The organism is Shewanella ulleungensis (genome assembly GCF_014648315.1).
GTDB classification, from domain to species: Bacteria; Pseudomonadota; Gammaproteobacteria; order Enterobacterales; family Shewanellaceae; genus Shewanella; species Shewanella ulleungensis.
On record NZ_BMQW01000003.1, the window covers coordinates 437,300 to 453,628 of the forward strand.

At 40.8% G+C, this 16,329-nt stretch carries 17 protein-coding genes; 5 read left to right on the forward strand and 12 right to left on the reverse strand.

Features of this window, described 5'->3' with window-relative positions; translation table 11 throughout:
* Positions 1–254: 254 nt before the first annotated feature.
* Positions 255–1,724 (reverse strand): beta-barrel assembly-enhancing protease, encoded by a 1,470-nt coding sequence (gene bepA, locus IEY40_RS08700; RefSeq protein WP_188955216.1) that lies wholly within the window; start codon positions 1,722–1,724, stop codon positions 255–257.
* Between the two features lie 127 nt (positions 1,725–1,851).
* Here bepA and IEY40_RS08705 point away from each other — a divergent pair, with 127 nt between their 5' ends.
* Together IEY40_RS08705 and IEY40_RS08710 are read left to right on the forward strand one after the other, a co-directional pair.
* Positions 1,852–2,073 (forward strand): sulfurtransferase TusA family protein, encoded by a 222-nt coding sequence (locus tag IEY40_RS08705; RefSeq protein WP_188955218.1) that lies wholly within the window; start codon positions 1,852–1,854, stop codon positions 2,071–2,073.
* Positions 2,074–2,102: 29 nt separating this feature from the next.
* A complete protein-coding gene (locus tag IEY40_RS08710) occupies positions 2,103–3,182 on the forward strand; it encodes an AI-2E family transporter (RefSeq protein WP_188955221.1) in 1,080 nt (359 codons plus the stop codon).
* A gap of 182 nt (positions 3,183–3,364) precedes the next feature.
* On the opposite strand, the gene IEY40_RS08715 is transcribed toward IEY40_RS08710, so the two are convergent.
* The 11 genes from IEY40_RS08715 to IEY40_RS08765 form a co-directional block, all read right to left on the reverse strand.
* On the reverse strand, positions 3,365–3,577 hold the full coding sequence (locus IEY40_RS08715; protein WP_188955222.1) for a DUF2897 family protein: 213 nt from the start codon (positions 3,575–3,577) through the stop codon (positions 3,365–3,367).
* A gap of 37 nt (positions 3,578–3,614) precedes the next feature.
* A complete protein-coding gene (gene kdsB, locus IEY40_RS08720) occupies positions 3,615–4,352 on the reverse strand; it encodes a 3-deoxy-manno-octulosonate cytidylyltransferase (RefSeq protein WP_188955224.1) in 738 nt (245 codons plus the stop codon).
* Between the two features lie 337 nt (positions 4,353–4,689).
* Positions 4,690–5,304 (reverse strand): carbonate dehydratase, encoded by a 615-nt coding sequence (can, locus tag IEY40_RS08725; protein WP_188955226.1) that lies wholly within the window; start codon positions 5,302–5,304, stop codon positions 4,690–4,692.
* A gap of 109 nt (positions 5,305–5,413) precedes the next feature.
* Positions 5,414–6,262, reverse strand: coding sequence for an alpha/beta fold hydrolase (locus tag IEY40_RS08730; protein WP_188955228.1), 849 nt, complete (start codon positions 6,260–6,262; stop codon positions 5,414–5,416).
* 36 nt (positions 6,263–6,298) lie between these two features.
* Positions 6,299–6,931: a M15 family metallopeptidase gene (locus IEY40_RS08735; RefSeq protein ID WP_188955359.1), complete on the reverse strand. Its 633-nt coding sequence runs from the start codon at positions 6,929–6,931 to the stop codon at positions 6,299–6,301.
* A 65-nt stretch (positions 6,932–6,996) separates the two neighbouring features.
* Positions 6,997–8,130, reverse strand: a complete 1,134-nt coding sequence (gene dapE / locus IEY40_RS08740) for a succinyl-diaminopimelate desuccinylase (RefSeq protein WP_283108117.1) — start codon at positions 8,128–8,130, stop codon at positions 6,997–6,999.
* Complete coding sequence (locus tag IEY40_RS08745; protein WP_188955232.1) at positions 8,130–8,471, reverse strand: ArsC family reductase; 342 nt, start codon at positions 8,469–8,471, stop codon at positions 8,130–8,132. The genes dapE and IEY40_RS08745 overlap by 1 nt, the downstream gene beginning before the upstream one ends.
* 273 nt (positions 8,472–8,744) lie before the next feature.
* Complete coding sequence (gene crr, locus IEY40_RS08750) at positions 8,745–9,254, reverse strand: PTS glucose transporter subunit IIA (RefSeq protein WP_188955234.1); 510 nt, start codon at positions 9,252–9,254, stop codon at positions 8,745–8,747.
* A 69-nt stretch (positions 9,255–9,323) separates the two neighbouring features.
* Positions 9,324–11,039 (reverse strand): phosphoenolpyruvate--protein phosphotransferase, encoded by a 1,716-nt coding sequence (ptsP, locus tag IEY40_RS08755; protein WP_188955236.1) that lies wholly within the window; start codon positions 11,037–11,039, stop codon positions 9,324–9,326.
* Between the two features lie 10 nt (positions 11,040–11,049).
* Complete coding sequence (locus tag IEY40_RS08760; protein ID WP_188955238.1) at positions 11,050–11,307, reverse strand: HPr family phosphocarrier protein; 258 nt, start codon at positions 11,305–11,307, stop codon at positions 11,050–11,052.
* Positions 11,308–11,562: 255 nt separating this feature from the next.
* The gene (locus IEY40_RS08765; protein ID WP_188955239.1) at positions 11,563–13,173 is read right to left on the reverse strand and encodes a methyl-accepting chemotaxis protein; all 1,611 of its coding nucleotides are present in this window, start codon (positions 13,171–13,173) and stop codon (positions 11,563–11,565) included.
* A gap of 275 nt (positions 13,174–13,448) precedes the next feature.
* On the opposite strand from IEY40_RS08765, the gene IEY40_RS08770 reads away from it, so the two are divergent.
* The 3 genes from IEY40_RS08770 to IEY40_RS08780 all read left to right on the forward strand — a co-directional run bounded on the left by IEY40_RS08770 (position 13,449) and on the right by IEY40_RS08780 (position 16,278).
* Positions 13,449–14,159, forward strand: coding sequence for a DUF3334 family protein (locus IEY40_RS08770; RefSeq protein WP_188955241.1), 711 nt, complete (start codon positions 13,449–13,451; stop codon positions 14,157–14,159).
* Between the two features lie 42 nt (positions 14,160–14,201).
* Entirely contained in the window at positions 14,202–15,236 is a 1,035-nt protein-coding gene (locus tag IEY40_RS08775; RefSeq protein WP_188955243.1) for a LacI family DNA-binding transcriptional regulator, read from the forward strand.
* Positions 15,237–15,345: 109 nt separating this feature from the next.
* Positions 15,346–16,278 carry a DUF808 domain-containing protein gene (locus IEY40_RS08780; RefSeq protein WP_188955245.1) on the forward strand — a complete coding sequence of 311 codons (933 nt, stop codon included), beginning with the start codon at positions 15,346–15,348 and terminating at the stop codon, positions 16,276–16,278.
* Positions 16,279–16,329 lie beyond the last annotated feature (51 nt).

Consider the following 16,329-nt stretch of genomic DNA (forward strand, 5'->3'; position numbering starts at 1 on the left):
TCTGCATTAATCAGTGACCATTCTGAATGTGTCCAACGGTTTTGATTAAGGCATCGCTATGTCGTCATGGTTGTTCCCTTTCAAATAACGAGAACGCAGAGCAAAAGCGGCTGTTACATTCCTTTCAGGCGAATTTTAAAAGGGCTTACACGGCGTTGCATGACTTCGAAAGAGAACCTATTCATTCAGTCATGTGCCTTGTTTAAGCCCTTTTAAACTCTCGCAGAGTCATCACTTATTATCGCGAAATGGTATTACTTAAACTGCTCAAGGTCTCTGTCGGCTTGTCTAAACTGGCGGATCCTGGCTTCAATTCGGGCAAGCTGTAAGGTTTGCCCTTCAGAATAACGGTATGCATAGTTTAATTGGTCTATTGCACCTTGATAATTGGCGGTTAATGCCATAATTTCTGCATTGCTGTAATACTCCAACGCTTTATTATCAAGCTTACGGTAAGCGTCTGCCATAATCTGGTATGGCAACATGTTTTGTTTGTCGAAAAAAATTAACTCTTCAAGCAGTGGAATGGCCTTTAGTGGTTGATCTGCTTCAACGTATATATTGGCAAGGTTAGTATTGACGACTTGCGATGTGGGTTTAATTTTACGCTGCGCTTCAAGCAATGCGATGGCTGCCGCATAATCTTTTTTCTGGGCTAATAGATCCGTTTTAGTGTCTAGGTAAAACAAATTATTATCATCTTTTTTTAATAGCGTATCGATGATGGTTTCTGCTTGATCAAATTTCTCTAAACGAAATAATGCTAATGCTTTACCGTATAGCGCAGCATCTTTAAATGTGTAGTTGTTTTTCTTAAGCTGTTGTTCAAATAACGATAAAGCGCCGTCGTCACTGAAATTTGAAAAACGCACTTGAATACGAGCTTTGGCTAATTGGTAATTTAAGCTGTCAGGCACAAAGCGTTTAGGGTATTGTGCCGCACGGTTTCGCGCTTCAGTTATACGAGACTCAGGTAACGGGTGAGTGAGCAACATTTGTGGCGGGGTTGTTGAAAAGCGGTAACGTACTGCAAGTTGACCAAAAAAAGTAGAAGCGGCATTTGGATCAAAGCCTGCATCAACCAATATTTGCATCCCTATTCGGTCTGCTTCTTTTTCATGAAGGCGGGTGTAGTTTATTTTAGATTGAGTTGCCATCGCTTGTGTTGTCGCTAATGCGGCCATTCCCACTTGTGGTGCGGCAATCGTTAATAAAATAGCACCTAACATACCAGCAATAGTCGCAGTCGAACTTTTTTGTTGTGCCTCGAGCGAACGGGCTAAATGTCGCTGAGTAACGTGGGTAATTTCGTGTGCGAGCACTGATGCTAATTCGCTTTCGTTTTCAGCATTTAAAAACAAACCTGTATGTACGCCAACATGACCACCAAAAAAAGCAAAGGCGTTGATTTCATCATTACGCAGTAAGAAAAAGTAAAAAGGGGTTTTAACGCCTGTGGCATTGGCGACCAATTTATTACCTAACTCAGATAAGTATTGTGTGAGTACCGGATCGCCTAGTACCGGGGCCGATGAGCGTATGACCCGCATATATGCGTCACCGTACACAGTTTCTTTTTCTAAACTGAAGGTGTTCACAGCTGCAGTGCCAAGATCGGGAAGATCATTGTTGGCAAAACTGTGGGCAATACTGCCAGCAAATACAATGCTAATGGCAGTGGCTGTTAATGCTTTTGAAAAGGTCGATAATGATAATTTACGCAAGCGAAACCTATAATGCTAAATGAGTCGTAAGTTCTTGGCTTAACGCACAAGTTGGTTTTGCAACATCGCTTGTGGTTTGTTGTTCAAGCTAGGATAATAGCCCTAGAATGATTAAAGCAAGTTCATAATGATTTTTATTGATTTAACGCCGTATTCTTGTCCTTATCCTTTAGTTAAAGTAAAACTTTTACTAAAGCAATTACAAGTGGGTGAAACCTTACATGTTCTTCTATCTGACCACGGTTCACGTCGAGATGTTCCCTTGTTAATAAAAAAAATGGGTTTTGGTATTGAAATCGTTGCCGATGAGTTGCATTGTTTGTCGGTAATTATTACCAAAACAAATTAAATTAGTGTTTTTTATATAAAGGTTGTTCAATGCTGGCATTTTTAACTGAGTGGTACAAAACCCGTTTTAGCGATCCACAAGCCATCACCTTAATGTTTATTATTATTGGTATCGGTCTTGCGTTGTACTTTGGTGCCGGCTTACTTGCGCCGTTATTAGTCGCATTAGTGTTAGCATTTTTACTTGAATGGCCTGTAGCACAAATGTCGCGTTTAGGTATTAGTCGAACTGCAGCAGCATCTATCGTATTAGTGGTATTTTTAGGCTTAATGCTGATCCTAATGTTGGGATTAGCTCCCAGCATTTGGCGTCAGGGAGTGTCATTGGTTACCGATTTACCCTCAATGATTGATAAAGGCATGTTAATTGTAAGAGAGTTTAGTGCTGATTACCCTCAGTTTGTCAGTGCATCTCAGATAGACTCTATGATGGAAGAAGTTAATAAGATGCTTGATACTCAGCACTTGTTAGACTTAGGTAAGCAGTTGTTAGGTTATTCTGCGTCATTATTAGTGTTGATGGTATACGCGATCTTAGTGCCATTGTTGGTATTTTTCTTCTTAAAAGATAAAGATCAATTAATGAAAGGCAGTAAGCGTTTTTTCCCAACCAATCGTGATTTAGCGCGAAATGTGTGGTTTGAAATGGATCAGCAAATATTTAATTATATTCGCGGTAAAGTCATTGAAATTGTGATTGTTGGCATTGCGAGCTATATCTTCTTTGCCATTATGGGGCTACGTTACTCTGCATTGTTGGGTGTGCTCACTGGCCTGTCGGTATTAATCCCTTATGTTGGTGCGACGTTAGTGACATTACCGATTGCACTTGTGGCTTTTTTCCAGTGGGGATTTAGCCCTGAGTTTGGTTACTTAATGCTTGGTTACGGTATTATTCAGGCGTTAGACGGTAATGTATTAGTGCCTTTATTGTTTTCAGATGCTGTTGATTTACACCCTGTGGTGATTATCGCTGCGGTGCTTGTGTTTGGTGGACTGTGGGGCGTATGGGGGGTTTTCTTTGCGATTCCATTAGCCTCCCTGGTTAAAGCCGTGATTAATGCTTGGCCTAATAATGTCGCACCTAAAGAATCCTTTGATTACGAATAGACTATATCGTTTCTGCTGAATGTTACGTTTAGTGTTAATTTGCTTACTTCTTAGCAATTACTAAGAAGTAATTACAATGACACTTAGCACTGTAATTTCAAGAATACTGAGATAAAAAAAGCTAGCCACTGTGAAGAAGCTAGCTTTTTTTGTTTAATAAGCATCAGGTTAGAGAGTCAATATTAGCCATTAGGCTTACTGTTATCATCTTTTGTGTCAGCTGACCCTTGCTCTATGTCAGTTTTATCCTGTTCTGCTGTCGTCTTGTTATCTTTGGGCTCACCAAATTGTGGCATTTTAAATTTTGCTGAATACTTTAACACTGCAATATTACTGGCAATAACACCAAGCACTAGGATGATAATCAGCCAGACTTCATAGCCTTCTAAACTCATGTGCTACTCCTTTGGTAATGGTGTGCGTCGATAGTCTTCAATTTGCCGCTAAAATGCGCTCACATTTTTCAATATCGCCCGGCACGTCAACTTCAGGTGCGTTGTATTTACTGATAACGACTTTAATTTTATGGCCATTTTCTAATGCGCGTAATTGCTCTAGCTTTTCAATGTCTTCTAGTCTGCCAACTGGCAACTTAGCAAATGCATTAATGAAACGTTTGGTATAGGCATAAACGCCAATGTGCTTATAAACAGGATAGTCTTTAATGTCGCGACCAAACGGAATACGAGCACGTGAAAAGTACAGGGCGTTGTAATCGTTATCAAACACCACTTTAACGTGCATTGGGTCGTCTAATTCCTTCTCTTCGGTAATTTGAAAGCCTAAAGTCGCCATTTCAAATTCGCCGGGATGTTGTTGAAATAAACTTACCATTTGCTCAATAGAGCTTGGGTCGATTAACGGTTGGTCACCTTGCAGGTTAATGACTAAATCGTCTTCACCTAAACCTAGACGTTCAATGGCATCATTGATACGGTCTGTGCCCGATGCAGCATCAGGGTCGGTCATTACTGCCTTACCACCAAATCCTTCGACGGTACTTTTAATTCTGTCGTCATCGGTTGCAACGTAAATATTGTCGATTCCTTTGGCCTGTGCTGCGCGCTCGTACACTCGTTGGATCATAGGTTTACCTGCAATAAGTGCAAGTGGTTTACCCGGGAAACGGCTTGAGCCATATCGTGCTGGGATGATGAGAGTCACGTTCATTAAATTAGCCCTACTGTTGTAGACAATACCTATTGAGGACTTAGAATTATCCTCAATAACTGAATATGTTGTACGATAATCGCACTGATTTAAGTGTTTGATTAAGCGATATAGTTAATTATATACAAGGAAATATTTTAATCTGTATCTTTCTCTTAGCCATGGTCAATTGATAGTTTACATGCTTAAAAAACAGTCGTGTGACAATAATAATACCTTGAGTAATAAACATCTTAACACTTTTGAGCGCATTATTTATAAAAACAAAGGCCTGCAAATAACCGTCGAATAGCTGATGGTCATGCAGGCCTTTATTGTTGCGATTTGTGTGACTGTTTTATGGAATATTACGACCATGAACACGGTCTATTGTGACATCTAAATCGGTTAATAAACCATTGTTAATACCGTAAATCCAGCCATGAATGGCTACATCTTGGCCGCGATCCCATGCTTCTTGAACAATATTGGTTGATACAACATTGGACACTTGCTCCATTACGTTGAGTTCACACAAACGGTCAAACCGTTGTTGCTGAGTCATGGGTTCAAGATCGGCTTGGTGTATACGATGAACATCGCGCAAATGGCCTAGCCAATTATCGATTAAGCCTAATCGCTCATTACCCATAGCGGCGCGCACACCACCACAGCCATAATGGCCAACAACCATAATATGCTTAACTTTGAGTACATCAACCGCGTATTGTAATACAGATAAACAATTTAAATCGGTGTGAATAACCATATTGGCAATATTTCGGTGAACAAATACTTCGCCCGGGAGTAGATCAATAATTTGGTTTGAAGGTACTCGGCTATCTGAGCAACCAATCCATAAATATTCAGGATTTTGTTGCTTCGCAAGTTGTTCAAAAAAAGTAGGATCTTCTTTATTGATCCGCTCTGCCCAACGGCGATTATTATCAAATAATGGTTTAAGAAGTTTCATTGGTGCTCGGATTATTCAGTATTTTGTCTGTCAGGATTTACAGACAATATGTCATTAAGTTACGAGTATATCAGCAATGTTTGTAGATCTGGTCTATCCATTAAGTGGATTAATTAAAATTCACTTTAGCCAAAAAATCAATAAGATGCTGATTAAATAAATCGGCTTTTTCAATATTAGCTAAATGGCCAGCATGCTCAATATGCAGTAATTGGCTGCCATCAATACTGTCGTGCATTAAGTAGCTTTCTAATGCGGTACGAAGGTAACCATTGAGGCCGACAGCCACCAATGTGGGTAAGGTGAGTGCTTCAACAGACTCGAGTGTATCGCGTTTATAAATCGCCATATTGGCAAACTTAAGTAATGGCGCGATTTGTTGAGTGTGTATGTCAGTTAACTGTTTTTCAAATGCTTTGATGGCTTGAGCTAGTGTTATATTGTGCTGACTAAGTTCATAAGCATCTTTACTGAAAAATAATTCAGTTAAGCTTACTGCTAACTCTGCTGGGATCGCCTGAGCATTAGCCACTTGTGCTATAAAGTTTTGGTATTTTATACAGTTTACTTGCGGCTCAAAGCCAACAAAACTGTTTAGCATCACTAAAGCGTGTATACGCGCAGGAGCTATGAGTACCATTTCTGCAGCGATAGCTCCACCGCTCCCATGGCCAACGACTGCAATATCGTTAATTTCGAGAGCATCAATTAAGCGTAAAACGTGTTTGGCAACATCTTGTAAATTATCGCATCCCACGGGCAAAGTTTGGCTTTGGCCGTGTCCCCAAAAATCAATGGCAATACAACGGTACTGCGCCGATAACGCATCAATTTGAGCTTGCCACATGCTGCAATTGGCTAATAAGCCATGACAAAAAACCACAACAGGGCCGTGGCCTTTGTCAATATAATGCAGTGGTTGTTCATCGATAATGATATGGGGTAATAAGGTCGGCATAGCAGTAGACTCATTTATTTAGGCGGCAAGCAGGCGTTAAGCCGGAGAGGGCGCGACATAAAATACATAATGATTAACCAATTCGGTTAATCGTTCAATTAGCGGCGATTGTAATGATATTTCAGCGTGAGACAACACCTTTGCTAGTTCAGCTGCCCGAAACTGGCTTACGTAGTCTTTGGCGACAGGAAAATAACTTAAATGCCAAGGCTCTGGGCTTACGCCACTTTGGTGTGCTTGATAAGGGAAATAAAAGCCATAATCAACCGCATGTTCTATAAGCCATTGATGTAAAGCAAAGCACGGGCCTGTTTCTTGGTATTCTGTGCTAACTAATTGCAGAGACTGTTTGCTGATTTGCTTGGCATCAAATACATCTATATCTGTTCCCCAGTGATGCCTTGATGCGCCAGGTAAAGCTGACCAAATCAAAATAGTGTCGATAAGTTGTTGATCTGACAAAGATGCATAATCAATTGGCTGCGATGCTTTATCGAGCAAAGGACGGGTGCCAGAAGCTTTCGCATTCCAAATATGAACTTGTCGTTCAAAAGGTCGGTAAGCCGAACACAATTGCAAATCTAAGCCACTTTGATTCGCAGCGATCTGCATTTTGCAAAACGCTGCAGCGGTGTTCTGCTCAAGTAAATATTCCCCAACGGACACCATATGCTGACCGTCTAAGCCATACAGTTTGAGTTGTTGTTGAGGCACATCTATGTTGAGCGATGGTGTTAGTTGCACAATAACTTTTCCAAAATGCGCTCATAACAATTAGCTAACACCTCTAAATCAGACACTTTTACACACTCATTCACTTTATGAATGGTGGCATTAACCGGGCCGAGCTCAATGACCTGAGCACCCGTTGGTGCAATAAAACGTCCATCTGAAGTGCCGCCAGTGGTTTGTGGGTCGGTTTCATAGCCTGTAACTTCACGGATGGCATCACGAGTGGCTTCAAGCAGTGGACCATCACCGGTTAAAAATGGTAAACCATTAAAGACCCAATCAATATCATAATCTAAGCCATGAGCATCAAGAATGTTAACCACACGCTTTATCAGTTCTTCTGCGGTAACCTCAGTTGAATAGCGGAAGTTAAACATTACCTTAAGATCGCCTGGGATCACATTAGATGCGCCAGTGCCGCCATTAATATTAGCGATTTGAAAACTGGTCGGAGGGAAAAATTCATTGCCATTGTCCCAATGCATTTGCGCCAACTCAGCTAATGCTGGCGCAGCTTTGTGAATAGGGTTGTCGGCAAGGTGAGGGTAGGCCACATGACCTTGAATACCATTTACGGTTAAATTGCCGGTTAAACTGCCACGACGACCATTTTTGACAATATCACCAAGCTTATGGGTCGATGATGGTTCACCTACGAGTGCCCAAGTGATCTTTTCGTTTCGTGCTTCTAAGGTATCAATAACGCGGGTAGTACCATTAATAAATGGGCCTTCTTCGTCACTGGTGATCAAATAGGTAATCGAACCATTATGGTCTGGATGTTTTGCGACAAAACGCTCAGTGGCCACAATCATGGCGGCTAATGAGCCTTTCATATCGGCTGCGCCGCGCCCATGGATGTAATCGTCAATAATTGTGGGCTCAAAAGGTGGGGTATGCCATCGGTTTAAGTCACCGGTAGGTACCACGTCGGTGTGGCCTGCAAAGCAAAATACCGGATTGCCTTTACCACGCCTAGCCCACATATTGGTAGTATCTTCAAAAACCATAGGTTCAATGTCAAAACCAATGGCGGCTAAACGATTAGCCATTAATGTTTGACAGCCTTCGTCGAGCGGTGTAACCGATGGACGAGAAATTAACTCTTTTGTTAATTCAACAACATCATTATTCATTATGCGAACCACGCTTGGTATTGCTCAGCCTTAAAACCAACCAAAATGTTACTTTGATTAACCAATACTGGGCGTTTGATGAGAGTAGGGTGTTGCACCATAAGCGCGATGGCTTTGTCTTGAGTGATGTCTATTTTATCTGCATCGCTTAAACCACGAAAACTAGTACTGCGCTTATTAAATAATGTTTCCCAGCCAACAATATTAGCCCATTGACTGACTGTTTCAGTCGTTAACCCATCATCACGAAAATCATGAAAGGTGTAATCAATATTTTCTACTTCTAGCCATTTGCGTGCTTTACGTACTGTATCGCAATTTTTAATGCCGTATAAAGTCAAAGGTGGGCTCCCTTTTATCGGTTAAATTTTATGTGCAGAGTTTGCCGATTAAACCATGCAAGCAAAAGCATGCAATCTTTAAGCAATACTCCAGATCATGAGTGAACATGAATCATTGGTGTAAAAACTAATGACAACATTGTGGCATCGAGTCGCAGGTTGGACAAGGGTAATGCAGGCATTTGAATATATTTCATAAAATGCAAGCTGAGGGTGCTTGCATCTTGTTCAATTACGGAGGCAATAAAACGTAAACGTGATCATAAAATTAGGTTACATTTGAACAGTAAAAATCACGTCTTTACCGGCAATAACACTGCCCTGGGCTTTGTCTAATTTGGTTACATCTTCCATGTTTGCTAGTACTACTGGGGTGAGTAAACTTTCAACATTGTCGCGTAAAAAGGCTAAATCAAATGATAATATAGGTTGGCCAGCTTTTACTTGCTGGCCTTCTTCAGCTAATCGTTTAAAACCATTACCTCTTAGTTCAACGGTGCCTACTCCAAAGTGGACAAATAGCTCAAGACCTTGTGGGGACTCAATACTAAAGGCATGGTTGGTTTCAAATATTTTGCCTATGGTACCGTCAATAGGGGCAACAATAAACTCACCCTTAGGATCGATGGCAATGCCGTCGCCTACAATTTTTTCAGCAAAAACAACATCTGGTACTCTTTCAATTGGCACAATCTCGCCCGACACCGGGGCCAAAATAGCAATGCCGCCAGTTAATTGCGGCTGGCCTGAAATAAGTCGCCTAATACGGCTTAAAAATCCCATATGAAAAAGCCCCTTTTATTAATATTTTTATGTGTTTAATTGTAAACTTCTCTGATTACTTTACCAGTTTTAATTGTAATTAATAGTGTTGATGGCTGTGCGAATATCATCTATTCGCGTTAATGCAGATACAGTTTGCGCATGTTTAACAAAATCTTGATACCGGCCTTTTATCAATATGGCTTTTACTTCTAACAAATTGGTTGGATTGATACTGATTTCATCTAAGCCTAGGCCGACCAATAATGGTAAGACCTGCGGATCGCTGCCAAGTTCTCCGCATAATGACACCTTAACGTTGGCGGGTTTACAAAATTTAATGACCATCGAGATTAACTGGATCACAGCCGGTGATAATGCTGGATACTGTTTGGCTAAATGCGGATTAGTACGGTCTGCGGCTAAGGTGTATTGAGTTAAATCGTTAGTACCAATACTAACAAAATCAAGCAGTGGTAACATACTAGGCAGGTTTAATACTGCTGCTGGGGTTTCAACTACAATACCTAAACTGAGTTCACCAAAGCCTTTCTCTTGCTCAATTAATTGTGCTTTAGCTTGTTCAATTAATGCTAACGCGCCTTCAAGTTCTTCAATTTGACTCACCATTGGGAACATTAATCTTATTTGCCCATGATTAGCGGCGCGCAGTACGGCTTTAACTTGCGTAATAAAGGTGTCAGGATGCGCCAGACTATAACGGATCCCACGGATGCCCAATGCTGGATTATCTTCTTGAGTTTGGTGTAAATAAGGAATTTCTTTATCGGCACCTATATCGAAAGTTCGAATTGACAATACTTGCCCTTGCAAGCTGTGCAGGGCATCACAATACAGTTTGTACTGCTGTTGTTCATCCGGTAGAGCTTTTGCATTCATTAGCAAAAACTCAGTTCTAAACAAACCAATGCCCTGAGCGCCTACATCTGTAACATGAGGTATTTCACTTAAATTACCTACGTTTGCGAGCAAGCTAATCGCGTGGCCATCAAGGGTAATACTGGGTTTGTCTTTATATGCTGTTAATGCTTGACGACGTTGTCGTTCTTGTTGCTGTTTTTGTTGCAATTGTTCAAATACAGTAATTGTAGGCGCAATATGCAATTCGCCAGACATGCCGTCTAATACCAGTTGTTCACCATCTTTAATTTTTACGGGACGTTGAGAAAACTGGTAATTTAGCAAAGCCGGAATACCCGCAGCACGAGCTAAGATGGCGGTATGGCTAGTGAGTCCGCCTGTTTCTAACACAATGCCAGTAATGTGTTTAAGTGGCAAAATGGCAAACTCGGCAGGAGTTAAATCGTCGGCTAATAAAATGGTATCTTCGGTAAGAGCAGATAAATCCCACTGTAAATGACCATGTATTGCACTTGTTAACCGTTTAGCCAAACACAAAATATCGTTACTGCGATTCGCCAGATATGGATCATCAAATTCAGCTAGTTCAGCTGCTTGTTGGTTGAATATTCTATCAATCGCCACAGCGGCACATACTTTAAACTGCTTAATATGTTGCAATAGCTCTTGTTGTAACTCTTCATCTTCGAGCAACATGATATCGGCATCGATAAGTTGAAAATTCTCACACTCTTGGCATAAATGACGTTGGCAGTGTTGTAAATGGTGGATTAGCAGTTCAATGGCATGAGTTAATTGTTGCTGTTGTTGGCTTATTTGTTCGTTACTGAGCAGTTTAAAGTCCAATGGCGGCATGTGCGAGGTCATGGTTAATGCCTTACCAAATGCAATACCAGCAGAAACCACAATTCCATTGAATGACATAAACAATCCTTTAACTGAGGGTAATCAGCAAAGTGGCAATTTTATCGACTGCCGCTTGCGCTTGTTCTCCAGTTGCAAATACAGTTACAGACACCCCTTGATATAAGCCTAATGTCTGTAATTTAAATAAACTTTTCGCACTGGCTTGCTTGCCATTGCACTCTACCATAACGTCGCATGCGAATGTTTTTGCTTCTTTTACTAATAACGCAGCAGGGCGAGTATGTATGCCATGAGGTGCGACAATCGTAACCGTTTTTTGATACATAGAGAAAATACTCATTAATGAATGACAACTAAATACTCATTTAACGCTATATTTCAGTTATTTAACCTGTTGTTGTATTGATGTGCTCAGTGTCAAATAAGGCTGAAATACCAAGGTATTCAATCTGAAGCGCTTAATATACCCTAAAGTATGGAGAGCTAAAAGTGATGCTACGCGCAAAGTCTGCTGCAGTGCGGTGTAGGTGATAAATCGTTATGCCTGCAAAGTGAATGACAGGCATAACGATTTACATGATTAGATTTTGAACTGACCCAAGGTGTGGCTCATGTCTTTACTCACCGTTTGTAATGATTGTGCCGCGTGAGCATGAGTTTCGTTGGCGCTAAGGGACAACTCAGTCAGTTCTGAAATTGTAGTGACATTACGATTGATATCTTCAGTGACCAGAGCTTGCTCTTCAGTTGCGCTGGCTAATTGCGCTGTCATATTACTGATATTGTCGATAAGCGCTAAAATCTCCACGATGGCGTCGCTAGATTGAATCGCTTTAGTTTGTAATTGTGATGACTGTTGTTGAGTATGGGTATTGCTGTCAATCACTGATTGAATACCGTGCTGGATCTGACTAATAATTTTATTGATTTCATTGGTCGATGATTGAGTGCGATTAGCCAGTGCGCGAACTTCATCTGCAACCACAGCAAACCCACGTCCATGCTCACCTGCTCGCGCAGCTTCAATTGCCGCATTAAGAGCTAATAAATTGGTTTGGTCGGCAATACTGCCGATAACATCTAAGATACTGCCAATTTCTGCTGATGATTGGCTTAAACTTAAAGTCACTTTTTCAGACTGTTTTAATTCACTCACTAAGCTATCTGTATGCTCAACCGTTTGGCGCATTAGCTGCTGATTTTGCAAAGCCTGATGTTTAACATTATTGGCGCCTTGTGCGGCATCTTGTGTATTTCGAGCCATTTCATGACTGGTGGATAGCATTTGATTAATGGCTGTGGCGACGTTTTGGGTTTCATTGTTGACTTGGTTTGCGCTTTGATTCGACTCGGTAACCGTACTCAATAAATGAAGTGCCTCAACTTGTAAGTTGGCACCCAACGGTTGTAAATGAGCGACCATGTCTGCAATTTTTATCACAAACTGATTAAATTCATGGGCCATTTGGGCTACTTCATCGTTGCCTTCGGTCGATAGGCGCTGGGTAAGATCGCCTTCGCCTTTTGCTATTTTTTCCATTGCGCTAATTGCCGCTTTTAATGGTTGAGTAATCGAGTGATTCAATAATAAAAAGAAGGCAAAAATAGGCACCGAAATAATCATCATGATAATTAAATAATCAATAATAATTCCAGTCATGCTTTGATTCACATCATTTAAACTAGCACGGGTGATTAAGGTCCAACGATGGCTTGGGAAATAAGTTGCAGCGGTTAATACCGTTTGATCTGTATTATCTGCGGCACTAATGGTCAATTGTGTTTGAGTAACGGTTTGCTTAGCATCGTTTAACAATTGATTAAAAATACTACCATTGCCGCTGCTTGATAACGCATTAACTGACCTGCCAACATTCGTAGCGTTTATACTGTCAATTATCACTTTCTGTTGTTCATCGACTACCCATAAGCCCACATGGTCATTTAAGTTAATTTCGCGAATGAGCGCTAATAAATCCGGATCTGATAATGGCTGACGCTGCTGCATCGCCTCTAGGCTACTGCTGAGCAATGACACTTGAGCTGTTATTTGCTTTTGCTTTTGTTCTACCAAATGATTGTATTGTTCTTTAACGGAAAAAGTGCCAAAGACCACAGTGCCAATCGCTGCGAGAATGAGCATAATGAAAAGTCGTTTTAAAATGGTTAAACGTCTTAATAATTCAATCATTTATAGTCCTAAAGTACATATCCATATAGAGTGTTCGAATTATAATCGGGTTGCAGTAAAAATTAACTTTTAATGTGTATTTTTGTGAACAAACAAAGCTTATTTACAATTGTGTGGTGTACATAAATAGATTTCGAAAAGTATTTGTATATCATGCGGTTAATCACATTTATGATATGTTTGATTATTAAACATGCTAATCGATTGTTTTAATTTTGATTTTTTTACGTTTTACCCGCAAGATTAGTCTAAATAATGAAAAGGTACCTAAAGCCATGAATTCTTCTAACATAGTTAATAACGACGACATTCTTTTAAAACTCTGCCACTCAGTTTCTCATGTATTGTCGAGCGCTAGCGCAAGCCGAGTGAGCCATGCAGGCATGGTACAAAGCATTTCTCGTACACGTTTAAAGCCTGATTTAGGTTGCTTTTCAATTTTCGATGGCGGGTTTTCTGGTCTTGTTGTTATCAATTTTTCAGCCAATGCCGCCATTGAGGTATATCGCCGATACATGATTAATATGGGTATGCCAGAGTCTGAATTGGCTTTTTCACACACATCAGATGATGTCAGTAATGTGATGGGCGAATTGATGAACCAAATTTTGGGTGATTTTATTGGTAAAATCTCGAAAGAGTTACAGACTTCTATCACTCAAAGTCAGCCTAAAATGTTAACTATTAATAAAGAGTTAACAATATCGGTAGATACAAATCTTGATAATGCAGTGGCAAGACGCGTGTCCTTTAAGACTGAAAATAACCATATTTTTTATCTTGAATTTGCCATGGACCAAACTGAGTTTATTCGTTCTGCAGATTTTGAAATGGACGAAGAGTTTGATCCTGATTCGCTAATCGAAGCGCACCGAAAGACACATCCTAGCGATTCTAACCAATCCAAAGACATGCTAAGCGATCCAAATGTAAAAGGCATTGTGGTAGATGATGCTGATGATTTACTCAGTGAGCTTGGTTTATAAGTAAGTTAAGGCTATGAAAATAATAAAAGGTGATAGATAACAATGACCTCAAAAGCGACCTCAATTGATATCGCATACAAGGCTGGCGTGTCGCAATCGACTGTGTCTAGAGCTTTACGAAATAGTCCGTTGGTAAATCTAGAAACTCGCCAACGTATTCAAGCTATTGCCAAAGAGCTTAATTATAAAGTCGATAAAAACGCCAGTAATTTACGCACCCAAAACAGCCTGACATTAGCTTTGTTGATTTGTGAAGACCCCACAAACGACGACTCAATGATTAACCCATTCTTTTTATCCATGCTAGGTTCAATTACTCGTGCTACTGCACGGCAAGGTTATGATTTATTGGTGTCGTTTCAACAATTGTCGACAGATTGGCATGCCGATTACGAAGACAGTAACAAAGCAGACGGTATTATTTTACTCGGCTATGGCGACTACATGGACTACGCCCATAAACTTGAAACCTTGATTGAAAAAAATACCCATTTTGTGATTTGGGGCGCCGAGCAGCATAATAAAGCCGTGTTATCTATTGGTTGTGACAATCACCAAGGTGGCGTTATTGCCACTGAACATTTACTCAGTCTCGGCCATCGACATATTGCGTTTTTAGGTGATGCATCAGGGCACAGCCCAGAATTTCGCGACCGATATTTAGGCCATGTTGATGCGTTGACCACGGCGGGAATTAATACCGATAAACAATTACAACATCATGCGATTAATACCGAGGCTTCAGGGTATGAGGCCGCAATGACCTTACTTGATAGTGGCGTGCAATTTGAAGCCATTTTTACTGCTAGCGATCTCATAGCTATTGGTGCCATTCGGGCGTTAAAAAAACGTGGAGTGTTAGTGCCTGAGCACGTTGCTGTGGTGGGATATGACGATATTCCTGTTGCCAGTTTTGCTAATCCAGCATTAACTACGATAAAACAAGATACCCAATATGCTGGTGAAATTTTAGTTGAAAGTGTGCTGAAATTAATTCGCGGCGAAGAAGTCAGCCAGCGGTTAATTCCAACCAGTTTAGTCGTTCGTAGTTCATGCGGTGCTAACGTTGACGAATAACACCAAGCCGTCCGTCGTTACCGATTGATAATAGCTAGAAAGAATCACAATAAATAGAAAGCATCATAATACACACACAATTTTTGATTGATAAAGGATACAAGCAATTATGGCAGGCGCCAGTTTATTAACCTTGTTAGATGACATTGCGACGATTTTGGATGACGTAGCTGCAATGAGTAAAGTGGCGGCGCGTAAAACAGCAGGAGTGCTGGGCGATGATTTAGCCTTAAATGCCCAACAAGTGTCTGGCGTCGCGTCAGAGCGTGAGTTACCTGTGGTATACGCGGTTGCCAAAGGCTCATTTCGTAATAAATTGATTCTGGTGCCGTTGGCGTTATTAATCAGTGCTTTTATTCCCTGGGCCATTACGCCGCTGTTGATGTTTGGTGGCTTGTTTTTATGTTATGAAGGCTTCGAGAAAGTCTATCACTCGATGACGCATAAAAAGGCCGCGCTAACTGACGATGAAACCATTGTTGCTAAAGGCAAAGCTGACATTGATGATTTAGCTGCGTTTGAAAAAGACAAAATTAAAGGCGCCATCCGTACCGATTTTGTGTTGTCCGCTGAAATTATCGCTATTAGTTTAGGTGTTGCTGCTCATATGGATTTAATGGGCCAATTTTTAACCTTGTCGGTGATTGCAATCATCATGACGGTTGGTGTGTATGGCTTAGTGGCGGGTATCGTTAAAATTGACGATTTAGGCTTATACCTTGCCAAACGTAAATTGGAAGGGGTAGGGCACAATATTGGCTTAATGTTAGTCTCTGCCGCGCCCTATTTAATGAAAATACTAACTGTTGTCGGCACCATTGCTATGTTTATGGTAGGTGGTGGTATTTTAACTCACGGCATTCATGTGGTATTTGAATGGATAGAGCATGCTCAAGTGGTAGTTGAGCAGTTGAGTGTTGTTGGTGGCTTTTTAGGAATGTTAACGCCCAGTTTACTAAATGCATTATTTGGTGTGATCGCGGGCGGTTTAGCGGTATTACTGATGAATGGCATGATGAAATTAATGCCGTCAAAAACCTAAGTCTTTAGCGTTTCACTCGTAAAGCATGTTGTATTGTTAGGCCGTAAATAA

Excerpts from the sequence above, each read along its gene's own strand:
- IEY40_RS08705 (WP_188955218.1), top strand. The coding sequence starts at position 1,852 with ATGATTTTTATTGATTTAACGCCGTATTCTTGTCCTTATCCTTTAGTT.
- IEY40_RS08710 (WP_188955221.1), top strand. The coding sequence starts at position 2,103 with ATGCTGGCATTTTTAACTGAGTGGTACAAAACCCGTTTTAGCGATCCA.
- IEY40_RS08715 (WP_188955222.1), bottom strand. The coding sequence starts at position 3,577 with ATGAGTTTAGAAGGCTATGAAGTCTGGCTGATTATCATCCTAGTGCTT.
- kdsB (WP_188955224.1), bottom strand. The coding sequence starts at position 4,352 with ATGAACGTGACTCTCATCATCCCAGCACGATATGGCTCAAGCCGTTTC.
- can (WP_188955226.1), bottom strand. The coding sequence starts at position 5,304 with ATGAAACTTCTTAAACCATTATTTGATAATAATCGCCGTTGGGCAGAG.
- IEY40_RS08730 (WP_188955228.1), bottom strand. The coding sequence starts at position 6,262 with ATGCCGACCTTATTACCCCATATCATTATCGATGAACAACCACTGCAT.
- IEY40_RS08735 (WP_188955359.1), bottom strand. The coding sequence starts at position 6,931 with ATGGTGTCCGTTGGGGAATATTTACTTGAGCAGAACACCGCTGCAGCG.
- dapE (WP_283108117.1), bottom strand. The coding sequence starts at position 8,130 with ATGAATAATGATGTTGTTGAATTAACAAAAGAGTTAATTTCTCGTCCA.
- crr (WP_188955234.1), bottom strand. The coding sequence starts at position 9,254 with ATGGGATTTTTAAGCCGTATTAGGCGACTTATTTCAGGCCAGCCGCAA.
- ptsP (WP_188955236.1), bottom strand. The coding sequence starts at position 11,039 with ATGTCATTCAATGGAATTGTGGTTTCTGCTGGTATTGCATTTGGTAAG.
- IEY40_RS08760 (WP_188955238.1), bottom strand. The coding sequence starts at position 11,307 with ATGTATCAAAAAACGGTTACGATTGTCGCACCTCATGGCATACATACT.
- IEY40_RS08765 (WP_188955239.1), bottom strand. The coding sequence starts at position 13,173 with ATGATTGAATTATTAAGACGTTTAACCATTTTAAAACGACTTTTCATT.
- IEY40_RS08770 (WP_188955241.1), top strand. The coding sequence starts at position 13,449 with ATGAATTCTTCTAACATAGTTAATAACGACGACATTCTTTTAAAACTC.
- IEY40_RS08775 (WP_188955243.1), top strand. The coding sequence starts at position 14,202 with ATGACCTCAAAAGCGACCTCAATTGATATCGCATACAAGGCTGGCGTG.
- IEY40_RS08780 (WP_188955245.1), top strand. The coding sequence starts at position 15,346 with ATGGCAGGCGCCAGTTTATTAACCTTGTTAGATGACATTGCGACGATT.